The following is a 15,998-nucleotide window of genomic DNA, read 5'->3' on the forward strand; positions in this document are numbered from 1 at the left end:
AGCCAGCCTCGGCGCTGGCTGGCAAACAAGCCTCGCCAGCCCTAAACCGGCTTGGCCACCATCAGATAGAAAATCGCCATGAAGGCCAGAAACGCCGGCCAGCCCAAGGCAAACCACCAGCGCATATAAAGAGTGGCCCGCAACGGCATCGGGGTCCCGTCCTGAAGGGCCTGCTCGGCCATCTTGTGCACGCGGATCTGCAACCAGACCACCGGCAACCAGCACAGCCCCGCCAGCACATACAGTCCCAGGCTCCACATCAACCACGCTTGCTGGATCGGCCAGCCCGCCAAATGCACAAGCCCCAGCCCGCTCAACGGCTGGAACACCGCGGTGGTGGCGGTAAAAGCCCAATCCGCAAACACCAAGTGCTTGAAGGTCACGGCAATCACTTCCAGCTTGCCGCTGCGCCAGGCTCGCAGCGCGTAGTACGCCGACCCCGCTCCCAGGCCAAAGAGCACGGTGGAGGACAGGATATGCAGGGTTTTCAACAGCAGATAAGCACTCATCGACGGGGTTCGGTCCACAACAGCCATAGGGTCGCCACCATCAGCACCAGGTTTTTGGCCACGGCGGCATAAGGGTCAAACCAGAAATGCGGGAGGATCAGGCTGATGATCAGGGTGTAGCCGAACATCAACAGCAGTTGCGCCTGCAAAGCTCGACGGCGCCAGCGCCGCAGCAGCAGGCCGACACCCAGCACGGCGTCGCAGAGCGAGCCTGCGATCACCGCCAGAGCCGCCCAGACGCCCTGCACGCCGGCCTCGGCCATGATCCGCAAGCCCCAGTCGTAGCCCGGGCCGATGCACACCAGCGCCGTGCCCAGCCAGATCAACACCATCACCGCAAGCAGCAACGGGCGCAGGGCCAGTTGGGTGCTTTGCGCCGCCTGCGGCCAGTCCTGCAGGCGGGCCGCCAGGGGCGCCGCGTGATAACCGCAGACCAAAGCCAGCACCTCGGGATCCGCCAGGTTGTCACTGCGCGCCATGGCCAGGCTTTGCCGGTTCAAGGCGCGCCAGCCCAGGTGATCACCTGCGCCAGCTGCCAGCCTGAGCAGTATCGAAGGCAGTTGGAAGTAACGGGCCGGGGCCCAGCCCTGGGCCGCCCGCAGGCGATCCAGCAACTGCGCCATGGTCATGCGTTCCGGGCCGACCAGGGGCAAGACCATGGATTGCTGTGGCCATTGCCTGAGCAACGCCAGCACCGCCGCGCTCAAGTCCTCGACATGCAGGGGCTGCATCTGCGCCTTGGTGGACAACAACCCCAGCAGCGGCCAGGGCGACATCTTCGCCAGCCAGCCGCTGCTGGCACCGCCGGCGCCAAGCACCAGCGACGGCCGCAGCACCACGGCCGCAATGCCCGAGCGCAGCAGGTAGTCATCCGCCGCGGCTTTGCTGGCAAGAAATGGCACATGGGGCTGGGTGCCGGCCCCCAACGCGGAAATCTGCAGCACCCGCACACCACGGGCCTGCGCCAGATCGAACAGGGCACGCGTGCCCAGGTCCTGGGTCAGGGTCAGCACCCGGGCATCGGTACTCAACAACCCGGCGGCATTGATCAGCACATCGGTATCGGCAGGCAGGACAAAGGGCTGGGGCTCACGCCCCAGACGAGCAAGATCCAGTTGCCGCCATTCCACCCCCGGCAGGCCGCGCGGCTGTGGATAACGGCTGGTGGCGATTAATTGATGACCGGCGGCGTGCAGCGCCGCCAACAGATGGCGACCGACAAACCCTGTGGCCCCCACCAGAACAACCTTCATGGCAATCCTTCAGCTGTGCGCCGGGTTCAGACCGGCTTGGCCCCCATGAGGCCGGCAATGGCGACAAAACACAGGGCACTGAAGACCGCCAGCACCAAGGTGAAGGTCAAGCCGCTGGCAGCCTTGGCCCGCCGCAGACAATTGAGCCGCACCATCAGCCACAGCCAGGCCAGCGCGCCCAAGGCATAGAGCACACTGGAACCCAAGAGCCAGGTCTGCCCCAACGGCCAGCCCACCCGGTGCACCATCCACCAGCCGGTGAACGGCAGGCTGAGCAAACCGATTGCCAACAGCAGCCAGCCGAACAGGCCGGGGCGATGCAGCACTCGGCTGTACACCGTTGCATCACCCTGGCGGCGCAAGCGCCAGACCCAGAGCGCCAACCCCAACGCACTGCCCAGCAGCAGCACGGTGGCCAGCACATGAAGCGTCTTAAGCGTGGTCAGTGTTTCCATGTTCTTGCTTCCTTAAGGCCCCGCTCCTCAGCGTAGTCGCTCAACCGAGGAACAACTGATACGCCGGGTTATCGCTTTCATCCCAGTACGGATAGCCGATCTGCTCCAGAGCCGCCGGCACCAGATGACGCTCATCGGCCGGCACTTGCAGGCCGGCGACCACCCGACCATCCGCCGCGCCATGGTTACGGTAATGGAACATCGAAATGTTCCAGCGTCCGCCCAGCTTGTTGAGGAAGTTGAACAGCGCACCCGGACGCTCCGGGAACTCGAAGCGCAGCACCACTTCGTCGCTGACCTTCTCGGCATGACCACCGACCATGTAGCGGATGTGCAGCTTGGCCAATTCGTTGTCGGTCAGGTCGATCACCGGGAAGCCTTGCTCAGTCAGGCTGGCGATCAGGGCGCTGCGCGGATCGTTGTCCGGGTGGGTCTGCACGCCGACGAAAATGTGCGCCTCGCTGCCAGTGTTGTAGCGGTAGTTGAACTCGGTGATCTGACGCTTGCCCACCGCTTCGCAGAAGGCTTTGAAACTGCCCGGTTTCTCGGGAATGCTCACGGCGATGATGGCTTCACGGCCTTCACCCAGCTCGGCGCGCTCGGCCACATGGCGCAGGCGGTCGAAATTGACGTTGGCCCCGGAATCGATGGCCACCAGGGTCTGCCCGCTGATGCCGCGCTGCTCGACGTACTTCTTGATCCCGGCCACGCCCAGGGCGCCGGCAGGTTCGGTGATCGAGCGGGTATCGTCGTAGATATCCTTGATGGCCGCGCAGATCTCGTCGGTGCTGACGGTAATCACTTCGTCCACATAGTGTTTGCAAATATCGAAGGTGTGCTGGCCGATCTGCGCCACCGCCACGCCGTCGGCGAAGATGCCCACGGTCGGCAATACCACGCGCTCACCGGCGGCCATGGCCGCTTGCAGGCAATTGGAGTCGTCCGGCTCGACACCAATGACCTTGATCTCCGGCCGCAGGTATTTCACGTAGGCCGCGATGCCGGCGATCAGCCCGCCACCGCCCACCGGCACGAAAATCGCATCCAGTGGCCCCGGGTGCTGACGCAGGATTTCCATCGCCACGGTGCCCTGCCCGGCAATAGTGTGGGGATCGTCATAAGGATGGATATAGACGTAGCCTTTTTCGTCCACCAGCTTCAGCGAGTAGGCCAGCGCCTCGGGAAAACTGTCGCCATGCAGCACCACTTTGCCGCCACGCGAGCGCACGCCTTCAACCTTGATCTCGGGTGTGGTCTTGGGCATTACGATGGTGGCCTTGACCCCCAGCACCTTGGCCGCCAGAGCCAGGCCCTGGGCATGATTGCCCGCCGAGGCGGTGACCACGCCGCGGGCACGCTCGGCGTCGCTGAGCTGGGTCAGTTTGTTGTAGGCGCCACGAATCTTGAACGAGAACACCGGCTGCAAGTCTTCACGCTTGAGCCAGATCTGATTGCCCAGCCGCTCGGAGAGCTGGCGGGCCGTCTGCAATGGGGTTTCTACGGCAACGTCATAAACGCGCGAGGTGAGGATCTTCTTGACGTACTGTTCGAGCATCGGAAAGCATCACTGAGCGGGTTGGGCAGGGCCAAGGAGTCTAACCCAGCGTTTGCCCGGGCGACCACACGAATACGGAGGTTTTAGCCGGCGCCCTCGCCACCCTCCCCGTATTGCCAACTCTCCCGCCCGGCCTGGCCGATTAGCCAAACGGGCAATGACCGGATCTGTCGCGGCGCCTATAATGCCGGCCTTTGTGCCCCCCTTGCCCGCTTCGGAGCCCGCATGACCCAGGATCAACTCAAACAGGCAGTCGCCCAGGCCGCCGTCGACCTTATCCTCCCGAAACTCGATGACAAGAGCATCGTCGGGGTCGGCACCGGCTCCACCGCCAACTGCTTCATCGACGCCCTGGCGAAGCACAAGGGCGCCTTCGACGGCGCCGTGGCCAGCTCTGAAGCCACCGCCGCACGCCTCAAGGGCCACGGGATTGCGGTGTACGAGCTCAACACCGTCAGCGACCTGGAGTTCTACATCGACGGCGCCGACGAGAGCGACGAGCACCTGAACCTGATCAAGGGCGGCGGCGCCGCCCTGACCCGGGAAAAGATCGTGGCCGCCGTGGCCAAGACCTTCATCTGCATCGCCGACGCCAGCAAGCTGGTACCGGTGCTGGGCAACTTCCCGCTGCCCGTTGAAGTGATCCCGATGGCCCGCAGCCACGTGGCCCGCGAGCTGGTCAAGCTCGGCGGCGACCCGGTGTACCGCGAAGGCGTGATCACCGACAACGGCAACATCATTCTCGACGTGCACAACATGCAGATCACCCACCCGGTGGAGCTGGAAAGCCAGATCAACGCCATTGTCGGCGTGGTCACCAACGGCCTGTTCGCCGCACGCCCTGCCGATGTACTGCTGCTGGGCACCACTGAAGGGGTGAAAACCCTCACGGCCTGAGCCCGCCCATGGACGCCGGCGTCTAGTGCGCCGGCTTCTTAAAGACATAAAACAGGTTTGGCTCGCTCACCAGATACAGCGTGCCGGCGCCATCCATGGCCATTCCTTCGGCCTGAGGCACTGATTGGCCGAGGCCTTGGTGGCCTTTGCGCAGCGTCAGGGTACTCAATGGCCGCCCCTGGACATCCAGCTCCACCACCAGCCGCGACTCATCCGACAACGCCAGCAGGTGGCCGCTGCGCTGATCGTATTGCAGGCTCGACAAGTCCCGTACGAACAGCCTCGCGTCGCGCTTGGGATCGTTCAGCACCTGCACCCCAAGCGTCCGGCCTGAATCGTCCCGGGGGAAACCCTGAATTTCATAAATCAGCAGCGGATCGCGCTCCTTGGCCACGAACAGGCGCTGGCCCTGAGGGTCGTAGGCCAAGCCTTCGAAACCCTTGTTACCGGCAAAGTGCACACCCAAGGTGAGCTGCTCGGCGCCTGCCGCATCCACCCCCCTGGTGTCATCGCGCAGGTGGAGCTTGATCAGTCGCTGTTGACGCTCGTCACTGATCACATAGGTGTCGGCACTGATGAACTCCACCGCCTCCGGATCACCAAAGCCAACCAGGGCGATACGCCGCAGAACCTGACCGTCCAGGGACAGCTCGATCAGTTCGGCATTCTGGTTGGTCACGGTAAACAGGCTGTTGCGCAGCGGATCGTAGGTCAGCGCCGAGACCTCATCCAGCCCCTCGATGGGCTTCGCTTCCAGCACCACACGATACTCACCAAGGCCCAGGGATTGTGGATCGGCCGCTTGCCAGTAGGTCTGCCAATCGAACCATGCGCGTTGCCACAAACGGTGTTCGTGGACAAACACCGCGAGTAGCACGCTCATCAGACAGAAGATCAAGTAGAGGGGGCGCAAACGGGTCAGGCGAAACATTGCACAACGGCTCGGATTCAAAAGAGGCGAGTGGAATATCACGACCGACTGAATTCAAGCTTAATCCACGCCCAGGCAGAGGAACCGCCCCAGGTATCATTGCTTCTCGAAGCGATAGAACAGATTGGGTTCACTGACCATATACAGGTTGCCGACGTCATCCATCGCGACCCCTTCGGCCCGCGGAATGGTGGCCTGCAAACCATTGAAGCCGCCCAGCAGGGCCATGAAGCTGACCTGCTCACCGTGTTCGTCCAACTCCAGCAGCAGGTGGGAGTCGGCAGACAGCACCAGGGTATGACCGGTGCGCGGATCAACACTCAGGGCCGAGAGATTGCGCAGATCAAGCTCATCACTGAGCAGCTTGTGCTTATCCCCCGTGAGCAGGTGGCTACCATCGCTGCTCCAGGTAAAGAGCGCCGGCGGACGCTCCTCCCCGAACAGCAGTTGTTGTTTGCGCGGATTCCAGGCCAGCCCTTCGAACCCCTTGTTCTGGTCCTCGGAGGGGCCCAGATCGTAGCTCGGGAAGTCATTGATATTCAGCGTTTGGGTGGTGGCATCGACTTTGACGATCACCAACGAATGCTGGCGCTCATCGACAATCGCCAACTGCCCGCTCTCCATCACCGCCACGCCTTCCGGATTGCTCCAACCCACCAGGGGAATCTTGCGCAAGACGTCGCCTTGCAGGGTCAGTTCCACCAGGAAGGGGTGTTTGCCCATCACCGCAAACAGGGTTTTGGTCTGCGGATTGTAGGAAAGGTCGGAAGCCTCATCGCGCTCCATGCCAGGCAACACCTTGGCGTCAATGACTGCGCGATAGCCGGGCAACCAGATGCTCGCGCCGCGTTCGGCGGAGCTGACAAGCCCTTCCTGAACCCAGAGTGCACCTCGATCATCCCAGTGCATGACATTGGCAACGCCGTAGGCGATCACGCCAGCCAAGAGCAGCCAAGCGTACCAACGCATGCGCAGTCGTAGGCGTCGAGTGGTATGAGGTTTGGGCAAGGGGAGGACGTCCATCACACTGATTCCAGAAGCTCGGCTATAGGTGATAGCACACGATTTTCAGATCCGCGAACCGTAAACCTTGGAATTATCCGGAACTAATGTGAAAAAACGGTTAACAAGAGGGGCCTTTCTGAGAGGTGACCTGGATTCCCGGCCCCTCTCACAGAAAGCTTCTGATCAACGGACGCTGCTGGTAAAACAACTGGCACCTGGCAACTCAAGCACCAGCTCATCACCGACATTCAGCGGACCGACCCCAACCGGGGTACCGGTCAGAATCACATCGCCGGCCTGCAAGGAAAAGCAGCCGGCCATGTACTGGATCATCGGCACGATGGGATTGAGCATGGCGCCACTGTTACCGTCCTGACGCACTTCGCCGTTGATGGTCAGGCGAATACCGATGTCGGTCAGGTCGGCAAAAGTGCTGCCCACCACGAAAGGCGCGATCACCGCCGCGCCGTCGAACGACTTGGCGACTTCCCAGGGCAGGCCCTTGGCTTTGAGCTCGGCCTGTTTGTCCCGCAGGGTCAGATCCAGGGCCGGGGCGAAGCCGGAGATGGCGTCCAGCACTTCTTCGCGGCTGGGCTTGGTGGAGAGTGGCTTGCCGATCAGCACGGCGATTTCCGCTTCGTAGTGCACCGAACCACGCTCGATAGGGATGCTGAAACCACCTTCCAGCGGCACCACACAACTGCCGGGCTTGATAAACAGCAGAGGTTCGGTGGGAACCGGGTTGTCCAGCTCCTTGGCGTGCTCGGCGTAGTTACGACCGATGCAGACCACCTTGCCCAGCGGAAAATGAATCCGGGTACCGTCGACATACTGGTGCTGATAGCTCATTACCGACTCCTGCTCGTGTGCTTCATCAGAACGCTGTTTGCGCTCAAACAGCGAAGATCTTGCCCGGGTTCATGATGCCGTTCGGGTCGAACACTGCCTTGACCGCTTTCATGTACTCGATCTCAACCGGCGAGCGGCTGTAGGTCAGGTAGTCACGCTTGGTCATGCCCACGCCGTGTTCGGCGGAAATCGAACCGTTGTACTTCTCGACGGTTTCGAACACCCACTTGTTGACCGTGGCGCACTTGGCGAAGAACTCGTCCTTGCTCAGGCTGTCCGGCTTGAGGATGTTCAAGTGCAGATTGCCGTCGCCAATATGGCCGAACCAGACGATTTCGAAATCTGGGTAGTGTTTGCCGACGATGGCGTCGATCTCCTGCAGGAATGCCGGAACTTTCGACACAGTGACCGAAATATCGTTCTTGTACGGGGTCCAGTGGGAGATGGTCTCGGAGATGTATTCGCGTAGCTTCCACAGGTTTTGCAGTTGGCTTTCGCTCTGGCTCATCACCCCATCCAACACCCAGCCTTGCTCGACGCAATGCTCGAAGGTTTCCAGGGCGTGGTTGGCCACCTCCTCGGTGGTGGCTTCAAATTCCAGCAGCGCATAGAACGGGCAATCGGATTCGAACGGCGCCGGCACATCGCCACGGGCCAGGACCTTGGCCAAGGCCTTGTCGGAAAAGAATTCGAAGGCAGTCAAGTCCAGCTTGCTCTGGAAGGCGTGCAACACTGGCATGATCGAGTCGAAGTCAGCGGTGCCCAACACCATGGCCGTGAGGTTCTTCGGTGCCCGATCCAGGCGCATGGTGGCCTCGACCACGAAACCCAGGGTGCCTTCAGCGCCGATGAACAGCTGACGCAGGTCGTAACCGGTAGCGTTTTTGATCAGGTCCTTGTTCAGTTCCAGCAGATCGCCCTTGCCGGTGACCACTTTCATACCGGCCACCCAATTGCGGGTCATGCCGTAGCGAATCACTTTGATTCCGCCGGCATTGGTGCCGATATTGCCGCCAATCTGGCTGGAACCTGCTGAAGCGAAGTCCACTGGATAGTACAGGCCGTTCTCTTCTGCCAGGTTCTGCAGTTGCTCGGTGACCACCCCTGGCTGGCACACGGCGGTGCGATCCGTCAGGTTCAGGTCGAGAATCTGGTTCATGTAGTCGAACGACACCACCACTTCACCATTGGCTGCCACCGCGGCAGCCGAAAGCCCGGTACGCCCGCCCGAAGGCACCAGCGCAACCTGGTGCTGATTGGCCCATCGCACGATGGCCTGGACCTGCTCGGTGGTCTTGGGGAACACGATGGCCGTTGGAGCCGGGGCAAAATGCTTGGTCCAATCCTTGCCGTAAGCATTCAGGGAGTCAGCATCGGTCAGCACCTTGCCAGGCTCAACCAGGGTCTTCAGCTCATCAATCAGGGCAGGATTGGTCATCGACAGAACTCTCGAACAATTCATGGTCACCCTGAGTACGTTTCACGTCGCAGGAATGAGTGTTTAGCGGGGCGCGTATGCTAGCATACCGCCCCCGCTGGAGAGTGCCCAAAGGCCTTTCTGCGGTGTCGGCTTCATGTCGCCCAGGTCAGCTCAAGCTGTCCACTTCCCTGCCATTTTTCTCCGGGACACAGGTTTACGCAGATGAGCAAGACTTCTCTCGATAAGAGCAAGATCAAGTTCCTTCTCCTCGAAGGCGTCCACCAATCCGCTGTCGACGTCCTCAAGGCCGCCGGCTACACCAGCATCGAGTACCTCACCAGTTCTCTGCCGGAAGCCCAGCTCAAGGAAAAGATCGCCGATGCGCACTTCATCGGTATTCGCTCCCGCACTCAACTGACCGAAGAGATTTTCGAACACGCGAAGAAACTGGTCGCGGTGGGCTGCTTCTGCATCGGCACCAACCAGGTGAACCTGTCCGCCGCTCGCGAGCGCGGCATCGCGGTGTTCAACGCGCCTTACTCCAACACCCGCTCGGTCGCCGAGTTGGTGCTGGCCGAGGCCATTTTGCTGCTGCGTGGCATCCCCGAGAAAAACGCCTCCTGCCATCGTGGCGGCTGGATCAAAAGCGCAGCGAACTCCTTCGAAATCCGGGGCAAGAAGCTGGGTATCGTCGGTTACGGCTCCATTGGTACTCAGCTGTCGGTTCTGGCTGAAGGCCTCGGCATGCAAGTGTTCTTCTACGACACCGTAACCAAGCTGCCACTGGGCAACGCCACGCAGGTGGGCAACTTGCACGAGTTGCTGGGCATGTGCGACATCGTCACCCTGCACGTACCGGAAACCCCGGCCACTCAGTGGATGATTGGCGAGAAAGAAATCCGTGCCATCAAAAAAGGCGGCATCCTGATCAACGCTGCTCGCGGCACTGTGGTCGAACTGGACGCCCTGGCGGACGCGATCAAGGACAAGCACCTGATCGGTGCAGCCATTGACGTATTCCCGGTTGAGCCACGCTCCAACGACGAAGAGTTCGAAAGCCCGCTGCGTGGCCTGGATAACGTGATCCTGACCCCGCACATCGGTGGCTCCACCGCTGAAGCCCAGGCCAACATCGGTCTGGAAGTGGCAGAGAAACTGGTCAAGTACAGCGACAACGGTACTTCGGTGTCCTCGGTCAACTTCCCGGAAGTGGCGCTGCCAGCCCACCCAGGCAAGCACCGTCTGCTGCACATCCACCAGAACATCCCGGGCGTGATGAGCGAGATCAACAAGGTCTTTGCCGAAAACGGCATCAACATCTCCGGTCAGTTCCTGCAGACCAACGAAAAGGTCGGCTACGTGGTGATCGACGTCGACGCCGAGTACTCGGACCTGGCGCAAGAGAAGCTGCAACACATCAACGGCACCATCCGCTGCCGCGTGCTGTTCTAAGAGCCGTTAGCCACACAAAAAAAGGGAGCCTTGAACAAGGCTCCCTTTTTTTGTGTGGCATTTACGATTATTTCACTATTACTGTGATTTTCTTGGAGACGATGACCGGGTCGAACGGCATGTGGTTCTTGTCTCCCAGCTCCAACTGCAGGGTGTGCTTGCCCGGGGCCAGGGTCACTTCGGTTTCGGTCTGCGCCTTACCGAAGTGGATATGGTTGGCATCAGCAGGAATTGGCATGTTCTCGGCCGGAAGGGTATCGACATCGATCAGCAGGTGATGGTGGCCGGTGTGCGCGGTCTGATCGCCCGCGGGGGCCAGGGCAATGCCCTCGACGCCGAACTTGACCTTGAAGGTTTTGTCTACGGTGGCGCCGTCGGCAGGGGACACAATAAACACCTTGGCAGCGGCCGGTGCTTGAGTACGCGGAATATCCGCTGCGCCGGCCAGCATCGAGGCACTCAGCAACAGACCAGCCAGGGCTGCACGAGACATAAAACTTTTCATTATCTTCTCCAGTTTTTCCGCAAATCTTTTACGGTTATGACAACTTCGTGGCAATTCATTGTCGAAGGCACTCAACACCTTAGCAAAGCGAGCCTGAATGGCGCATCGCTCATATAAATTCAAGGAGTGACCATGCGTTTGCTGCCTGGCCTGATACTTTTACTGCCCCTTGTGAGTGCTTACGCTCAAGCCGAACTGATGGACGACATCAACGACCGCGCAGAGCTGCGCATCGCCCTGGAGGCCGACACGCCGCCCTTCAACTTCAAGGAAGACGGCAAGCTCAAGGGGTTCGAGGTCGAGTTGGGGCAGTTGCTGGCCAGCGAACTGGACGTTCGCCCAGACTTCGTGGTGACCGAATCGGCGCAGTTACTGCCAGGCGTGGAGAGCGGCAAGTTCGACGTCGCCATCAACCATGTAGCAGTGACCCCGGAACTCAAGGATCGTTTCGACTTCAGCGAACCTTACAGTTATTCCAGCGCCCAACTGATCGTGCGCAAGGACGAGCAACGCCCGTTGTTCTCCCTCCAGGCCCTGCGTGACCAGGCGTTGGGCGTGGCCCAGAGCAGCCAGTTCGTCGATCAGGCGCGGACCGTGGAAAGAATCAACCTGCGCAGCGACACCGATGCCCAGCAACCCCTCAAGGAGGTGGCGGACAAGCAACTTGACGCGGCCATCAGCGACCGCCTGCTGATTCCCTACGCCATTCGTGACAGCCGCCTCCCGGTGAAACAAGGCGCCAAGGTTGGAGCGACCCTGAGCCTGGCGATCCCGTTTCAGAAAGGCAACCCGGCATTCCAGGCGAGCCTCAACAGCGCCCTGCAGCGGATCAAGGCCGATGGGCGACTGATGGCCCTGTCGGAAAAATGGTTCGGCATGGATGCGAGCAAACCGCCCAAGGCCGAAGCCGGGCAATAAACCTGAGCCGCTGCCACAGGCTGCGAGAGGTCTGGGTGGCACGCCATCGAAGGGACGCAGGGTTTCAAGGACGCCAAAGGTTCGGCGCAAGACCGCCAGGCAAGGCCCCGGGGGTCTTTTCGCCGCCTCACTAGAGCTCGGCAGTGGCTACCAGGACAAGGCGGCCAGGGCAGCAGCGGCCTCGGCCAGTTGCAGTTCGCTGAAGACCTGAACCCCGTGCTGCGCCAGCAATGCGGCGGTAACGCCTGCGCCCTGGACTTTGACCCCGGTGAAGGTGCCGTCATAGGTCAGCAGGTTGCCGCAGGATGGGCTGCTGGCCTTGAGCACGGCAACGCGAATCCTGTGCTCTTTCACCAGTTCCAGCGCCTGGTGGGCACCAGAGAGGAATTGGGCGCTGACGTCCTCGCCCTCGGTGGTCAGTACCCGGGCCTTGCCCGCCAGCACTTGCAGGCCCTGCCCTCCGGGAATCTCCGCGGCCGCCCGCGGCGTTGGCAAACCACCGGCCACTTCCGGGCAGAGGGCAACCACCCGCCCTTCTTGCAACCAGTTGGCCAATTGATCGAACGGGCCACTGGCACCGCCGTCGTAACGCACGCGGTGACCCAACAGGCAGCGGCTGACCAGAATCTTATGCATCATCAGAATGGCTCGTTACCGCGCCGGCGAAACCAGCCGGTCAAGGACAGCCGTTCGCGGGTCGCGGGCAAGACTTCATGGGGCACCTCGCCGGAGAGAAACACGACCAATTGGCCTCCGACGGGAAGCACATCGTATTGCCCCTGATCCTTGAGGTACATGCGCAATTGTCCGCCGTGCTCGGGCAACCACTGCGAATTGAGGTAGATCACGGCCGACACCATGCGCCGATCATCGTCACGAAAACGATCGACGTGACGCTTGTAGAACGCACCCGACGGGAACATCGCAAAGTGGCATTCAAAATCCTCAAGCCCGAGAAACAACCCTCGGTTGAGTGCCTCGCGCAGGCTGTCCATCAGCCCCAGGTAGGTGTCACTGGCCTCGGCCTGCCCGGGCTCGATCCACTGAATATGATCGCCACGAATACCCTCGCGAATTTCCTGGGTCGGACCACGCCCCACCGCCGCGGGAGCCAATTCGCCTTCAGCCGCACGCTTGCGGCACTCTGCCGCCAGTTCGAGGGTCAGAGCCTCAGGCAGGAAAATATTCTGCTGCGACCAGCCACAGGCAGCCAGGTCGTCGACGATGCTCAACAACAGCGGGTGATCAGAAGGTATTTGCATGGCGCGCATAGTATCCAGCATCAGATAAATCTGACAGAGCCGCAGAGCGGAGGATTGAGCATTTTTTCAATAAGCTTTCACATCATTACCTTGGCGAGTGATCCTGATACGAATTCTCGACAACCACCGCCTCGCCCCGGAGAATAGTCGCCTGCTGACAGGAGTCCTTATGCGCCGTTTGCTTTTCTCACTGCTGATGTTCTGCGCCTTGCCCGCTTGGGCAGACAGCCACGACCAGTTGTACAAGGTCGCCGGTTGGCCGCAACAGCGCGCGCATTTCAGCGATGCCCTCAGCGCCGCCCAACAGCGCTATCAGAATAGTCTGCCGCCGGCGGTATACCAGGCATTGCTGGAGAACAGCAACCAACGCTTCGCGCCCGAGGCCGTGGACCGTCGCGCCGAAACCCAACTGCGTCAGAACCTTGCCGATCCCGCGCCTGCGCTGGCGTTCTTCCAATCGCCCCTGGGACGCAAGATCGTCGCTGCCGAACTGCTTGCCACCCGTCGTGACCAACTGGCCAAAAACGCTCAAGGTCTGCCGAAGATGCAGGTCAGCGACAACCGTCAACTGATCATCGGCCACTTGGCCCAGGCACTGCCGGCACGGGAAGCCGGCGCAGAGGTCAGCCTGGCAATCGCCGGGGTCGCCGCCGACAGCCTGAGCCAGATGATTCCCGGCTTGCTCGGCGGTGGTCAGGCTCAAGGCATGCTCAATGGCCAACGCCTGCGGCTGATGCAGCAGATTGGCACGGATCTGAACAACACCTTGCTGTACGTCTATCGGGACTTGTCCGACACCGAACTGGAAGAATTCGCCACCTTCGCCGAATCCACTGAGGGCAAGGCCTATTACCAGGCAGCCCTGGCAGCGATTCGCGCCGGCCTGGCGGTCGGCCAGAGTACCTCCAGCCTCGCCCCCTGATCCCGCAAACTCACCTGTAGCCGCTGCCAAGCCCACGAGGCTGCGCAAAGGTGGGCAGGACCTTGCCTGGCAATCTAGCGCCGAACCTCCAGCGACTCTTCGGGCCGTTCGCAGCCTACGGCAGCGGCTACACCCATCTCCCACGGCTCAGACGTGCTGGGTCAGAAAGGCGAAGTACTGATCGCGGTACAAGGGAATTTCATTGGCCAGATGGTGCCGCGCCTGCGGCAACAGCAGCACCTCGGGGGTGGCGAATTTGCCCTGGATCACCTGCAGGTTGTGCTGCCAGTCCACTGTCATGTCCGCTTGCCCCTGAACGATCAGCGGGTGCCTTGAACTGCGCGGAGCCTTTTCCAGACGCTTGATCCAGCGCGCCAGCGCACCGACCCAGGCCGTTGGCAAACGCTGTGGCTGCAACGGGTCTGCCTGCAGGAAAGCGAGGAATTGCGCGTCGTTGGAGTTCTCGCTGAAGCGCCGGGCAATTCCGCTGACAAAGGGCCGCAACAGGTAATAGCTAAGCATCGACCAGCCCCAGGCCCGTGGCCGCACCAGCGGTGACAACAGAATCACCTGGCCCTGGGCCGGACTCTCGGCGCCCTGGTTGAGCAGGTGATCCATGATGATCGCACCGCCCGTGCTCTGCCCGAACAAATGCCAGGGTTGCGGCAGCTCCAGAGCCCGGGCTTGCGCGAACAAGCCTTGCAGGACCCGCTGATACACCGCGAAATCATCGATGCTGGCCCGCTCGCCGCTGGATAGACCATGCCCGGGCAGATCACAGGAAATCACCACGAAATGGCGCTGCAGCGCCCATTCGATTACATGCCGGTACAACCCCATGTGATCGTAGAAACCGTGGAACAAAAACAGCGTCGCCCGTGGCTGCTCCGGCCACCAGACTTGGCAGACCACCTCATAACCGTCCACTTGAAAACGCCCCAGGCGACTGCGCGGCACCAAGGCGCGGCCGGCAAAATCCAGCCCATAGAAGCGCTGGTAGGCCTGAGCCTCGACCGACAAGGGTTGCCCCGCCGTCAGAGGCTGCAGGCTGGCGCGCAGGTGATCGGGGTCGAAGTTCACGGACATAAGGGTTTCCAAAGCTGGGGCGACGGCGACAAAACAGAGTTTCTGGGCCTGCGATATTCATCTGTCGCAGCAGGCATGGCAAGCTACGCGACCTTCGAGGATCAATCTTAATGCGCCCGTCTTACCGCACGCCCCTGCTTGCCAGTCTGCTGGTCCTGATCTGCGCCGTTGTGCTGTGGAGCGCCTACGACTGGTTTCAGGGTCGCTATCTGCGCGCCTTCAGTGAACACACCGCGGTGTTTTCCGGCGACCCCTTGCAACTGCCCATTGAGCTGGCCGGCCCCGGGGCAATCCGCCTGGTGCACTTCTGGGACCCCGCCTGCCCGTGCAACGTCGGCAACCAGCAGCATCTGGCCGAGCTGATCGACGCTTACGAGCCGCGTGGCGTAACGTTTTATTCCGTGCAAAAACCCGGCAGTCACGGCCAGTTGCCCGCCACCCTGAACCGCCTCAAAGCCCTCGACCACCTGCCCGGTGCGGAACACATTCCCGCAAGCCCTGCGGTCGCGATCTGGGACCGCAGCGGGAAGCTGGCGTACTTCGGCCCCTACAGCGAAGGCCTGACCTGCAACTCCAGCAATAGCTTTATCGAGCCCATCCTCCAGGCCCCTGGAAGACAATCGCGGCGTCAGCGCCACCCACACCCTGGCGGTCGGTTGCTACTGTCCATGGCATCCGCTGCTGACTAAGGCATTCGCGACTATTCAGGAATGCATCCTGCGCGTCTTCCCTACTTGTGCTAATGTTTGCAGCGCTGTGACAAGCGGCATCGAACAACAACATCAAGGAACCCGCTGAAACGCAGCCTGACCGTCGTCGCCGTTCTGAGCATCGCCTGCTAGCAGGTGCTGCGGTTACCTGTCAGCAAGCAACCGACACGCCAGGCCAGATCGAACTCAGTTGGCTTGCAGGGCTCGGTCACCGTGCGCTACGACGAACGCGGCGTGGCCGCATATCCGCGCTGAAAGCGAAGCCGAAC

16 protein-coding genes and 2 pseudogenes are annotated in these 15,998 nt (G+C 61.3%); 6 read left to right on the plus strand and 12 right to left on the minus strand.

The features are described 5' to 3' along the window. Positions 1-41 precede the first annotated feature (41 nt). From PLD_RS03050 to ilvA, 4 genes are read right to left on the minus strand one after another with little or no spacing between them, the layout of a single operon-like run. The gene (locus tag PLD_RS03050; protein ID WP_159889694.1) at positions 42-509 is read right to left on the minus strand and encodes a DUF2269 domain-containing protein; all 468 of its coding nucleotides are present in this window, start codon (positions 507-509) and stop codon (positions 42-44) included. Then, entirely contained in the window at positions 506-1,762 is a 1,257-nt protein-coding gene (locus PLD_RS03055; RefSeq protein ID WP_159889696.1) for an SDR family oxidoreductase, read from the minus strand. Before PLD_RS03055 ends, PLD_RS03050 begins: the two co-directional genes overlap by 4 nt. Before the next feature lie 26 nt (positions 1,763-1,788). Then, on the minus strand, positions 1,789-2,217 hold the full coding sequence (locus tag PLD_RS03060) for a DUF2269 family protein (RefSeq protein WP_159889698.1): 429 nt from the start codon (positions 2,215-2,217) through the stop codon (positions 1,789-1,791). A gap of 40 nt (positions 2,218-2,257) precedes the next feature. Next, positions 2,258-3,772: a threonine ammonia-lyase, biosynthetic gene (ilvA, locus tag PLD_RS03065; protein ID WP_159889700.1), complete on the minus strand. Its 1,515-nt coding sequence runs from the start codon at positions 3,770-3,772 to the stop codon at positions 2,258-2,260. A 225-nt stretch (positions 3,773-3,997) separates the two neighbouring features. On the opposite strand from ilvA, the gene rpiA reads away from it, so the two are divergent. Continuing rightward, positions 3,998-4,669 carry a ribose-5-phosphate isomerase RpiA gene (gene rpiA, locus PLD_RS03070; RefSeq protein ID WP_159889702.1) on the plus strand — a complete coding sequence of 224 codons (672 nt, stop codon included), beginning with the start codon at positions 3,998-4,000 and terminating at the stop codon, positions 4,667-4,669. 22 nt (positions 4,670-4,691) lie between these two features. Here the strand turns inward: rpiA and PLD_RS03075 are convergent, their stop codons facing one another. The 4 genes from PLD_RS03075 to PLD_RS03090 all read right to left on the minus strand — a co-directional run bounded on the left by PLD_RS03075 (position 4,692) and on the right by PLD_RS03090 (position 8,892). Beyond that, positions 4,692-5,600 carry an SdiA-regulated domain-containing protein gene (locus PLD_RS03075; protein WP_159889704.1) on the minus strand — a complete coding sequence of 303 codons (909 nt, stop codon included), beginning with the start codon at positions 5,598-5,600 and terminating at the stop codon, positions 4,692-4,694. 96 nt (positions 5,601-5,696) lie between these two features. Beyond that, positions 5,697-6,623 (minus strand): SdiA-regulated domain-containing protein, encoded by a 927-nt coding sequence (locus tag PLD_RS03080; RefSeq protein ID WP_159889706.1) that lies wholly within the window; start codon positions 6,621-6,623, stop codon positions 5,697-5,699. Positions 6,624-6,788: 165 nt separating this feature from the next. Then, on the minus strand, positions 6,789-7,454 hold the full coding sequence (locus PLD_RS03085) for a fumarylacetoacetate hydrolase family protein (RefSeq protein WP_159889708.1): 666 nt from the start codon (positions 7,452-7,454) through the stop codon (positions 6,789-6,791). A 43-nt stretch (positions 7,455-7,497) separates the two neighbouring features. After that, positions 7,498-8,892, minus strand: a complete 1,395-nt coding sequence (locus tag PLD_RS03090; protein ID WP_159889710.1) for an FAD-binding oxidoreductase — start codon at positions 8,890-8,892, stop codon at positions 7,498-7,500. A gap of 204 nt (positions 8,893-9,096) precedes the next feature. Between PLD_RS03090 and serA the strand changes: the two genes are divergently transcribed. Further along, positions 9,097-10,326, plus strand: a complete 1,230-nt coding sequence (gene serA, locus PLD_RS03095) for a phosphoglycerate dehydrogenase (protein WP_159889712.1) — start codon at positions 9,097-9,099, stop codon at positions 10,324-10,326. 67 nt (positions 10,327-10,393) lie between these two features. Here serA and PLD_RS03100 read toward each other — a convergent pair whose 3' ends face one another. Continuing rightward, positions 10,394-10,831 carry a DUF4399 domain-containing protein gene (locus tag PLD_RS03100; protein WP_159889714.1) on the minus strand — a complete coding sequence of 146 codons (438 nt, stop codon included), beginning with the start codon at positions 10,829-10,831 and terminating at the stop codon, positions 10,394-10,396. A 132-nt stretch (positions 10,832-10,963) separates the two neighbouring features. Between PLD_RS03100 and PLD_RS03105 the strand changes: the two genes are divergently transcribed. Further along, the gene (locus PLD_RS03105; protein WP_159889716.1) at positions 10,964-11,749 is read left to right on the plus strand and encodes a transporter substrate-binding domain-containing protein; all 786 of its coding nucleotides are present in this window, start codon (positions 10,964-10,966) and stop codon (positions 11,747-11,749) included. 147 nt (positions 11,750-11,896) lie between these two features. On the opposite strand, the gene PLD_RS03110 is transcribed toward PLD_RS03105, so the two are convergent. Both PLD_RS03110 and PLD_RS03115 read right to left on the minus strand, forming a co-directional pair. Then, on the minus strand, positions 11,897-12,385 hold the full coding sequence (locus tag PLD_RS03110) for a DUF523 domain-containing protein (protein ID WP_159889748.1): 489 nt from the start codon (positions 12,383-12,385) through the stop codon (positions 11,897-11,899). Positions 12,386-12,387: 2 nt separating this feature from the next. Further along, positions 12,388-13,020 carry a 2OG-Fe(II) oxygenase gene (locus PLD_RS03115; protein WP_178116114.1) on the minus strand — a complete coding sequence of 211 codons (633 nt, stop codon included), beginning with the start codon at positions 13,018-13,020 and terminating at the stop codon, positions 12,388-12,390. 160 nt (positions 13,021-13,180) lie between these two features. Between PLD_RS03115 and PLD_RS03120 the strand changes: the two genes are divergently transcribed. Beyond that, a complete protein-coding gene (locus PLD_RS03120; protein ID WP_159889720.1) occupies positions 13,181-13,933 on the plus strand; it encodes a DUF2059 domain-containing protein in 753 nt (250 codons plus the stop codon). Between the two features lie 147 nt (positions 13,934-14,080). On the opposite strand, the gene PLD_RS03125 is transcribed toward PLD_RS03120, so the two are convergent. Beyond that, positions 14,081-15,019 carry an alpha/beta hydrolase gene (locus PLD_RS03125; RefSeq protein WP_159889722.1) on the minus strand — a complete coding sequence of 313 codons (939 nt, stop codon included), beginning with the start codon at positions 15,017-15,019 and terminating at the stop codon, positions 14,081-14,083. Between the two features lie 110 nt (positions 15,020-15,129). Between PLD_RS03125 and PLD_RS03130 the strand changes: the two are divergent. After that, positions 15,130-15,691: pseudogene (locus PLD_RS03130) on the plus strand (DUF6436 domain-containing protein); the annotation flags it as partial. A 122-nt stretch (positions 15,692-15,813) separates the two neighbouring features. After that, positions 15,814-15,998 (plus strand): annotated as a pseudogene (locus PLD_RS30990) (hypothetical protein); the annotation flags it as partial.

It is taken from the genome of Pseudomonas sp. LD120 (genome assembly GCF_009861525.1).
Lineage (GTDB): Bacteria > Pseudomonadota > Gammaproteobacteria > Pseudomonadales > Pseudomonadaceae > Aquipseudomonas.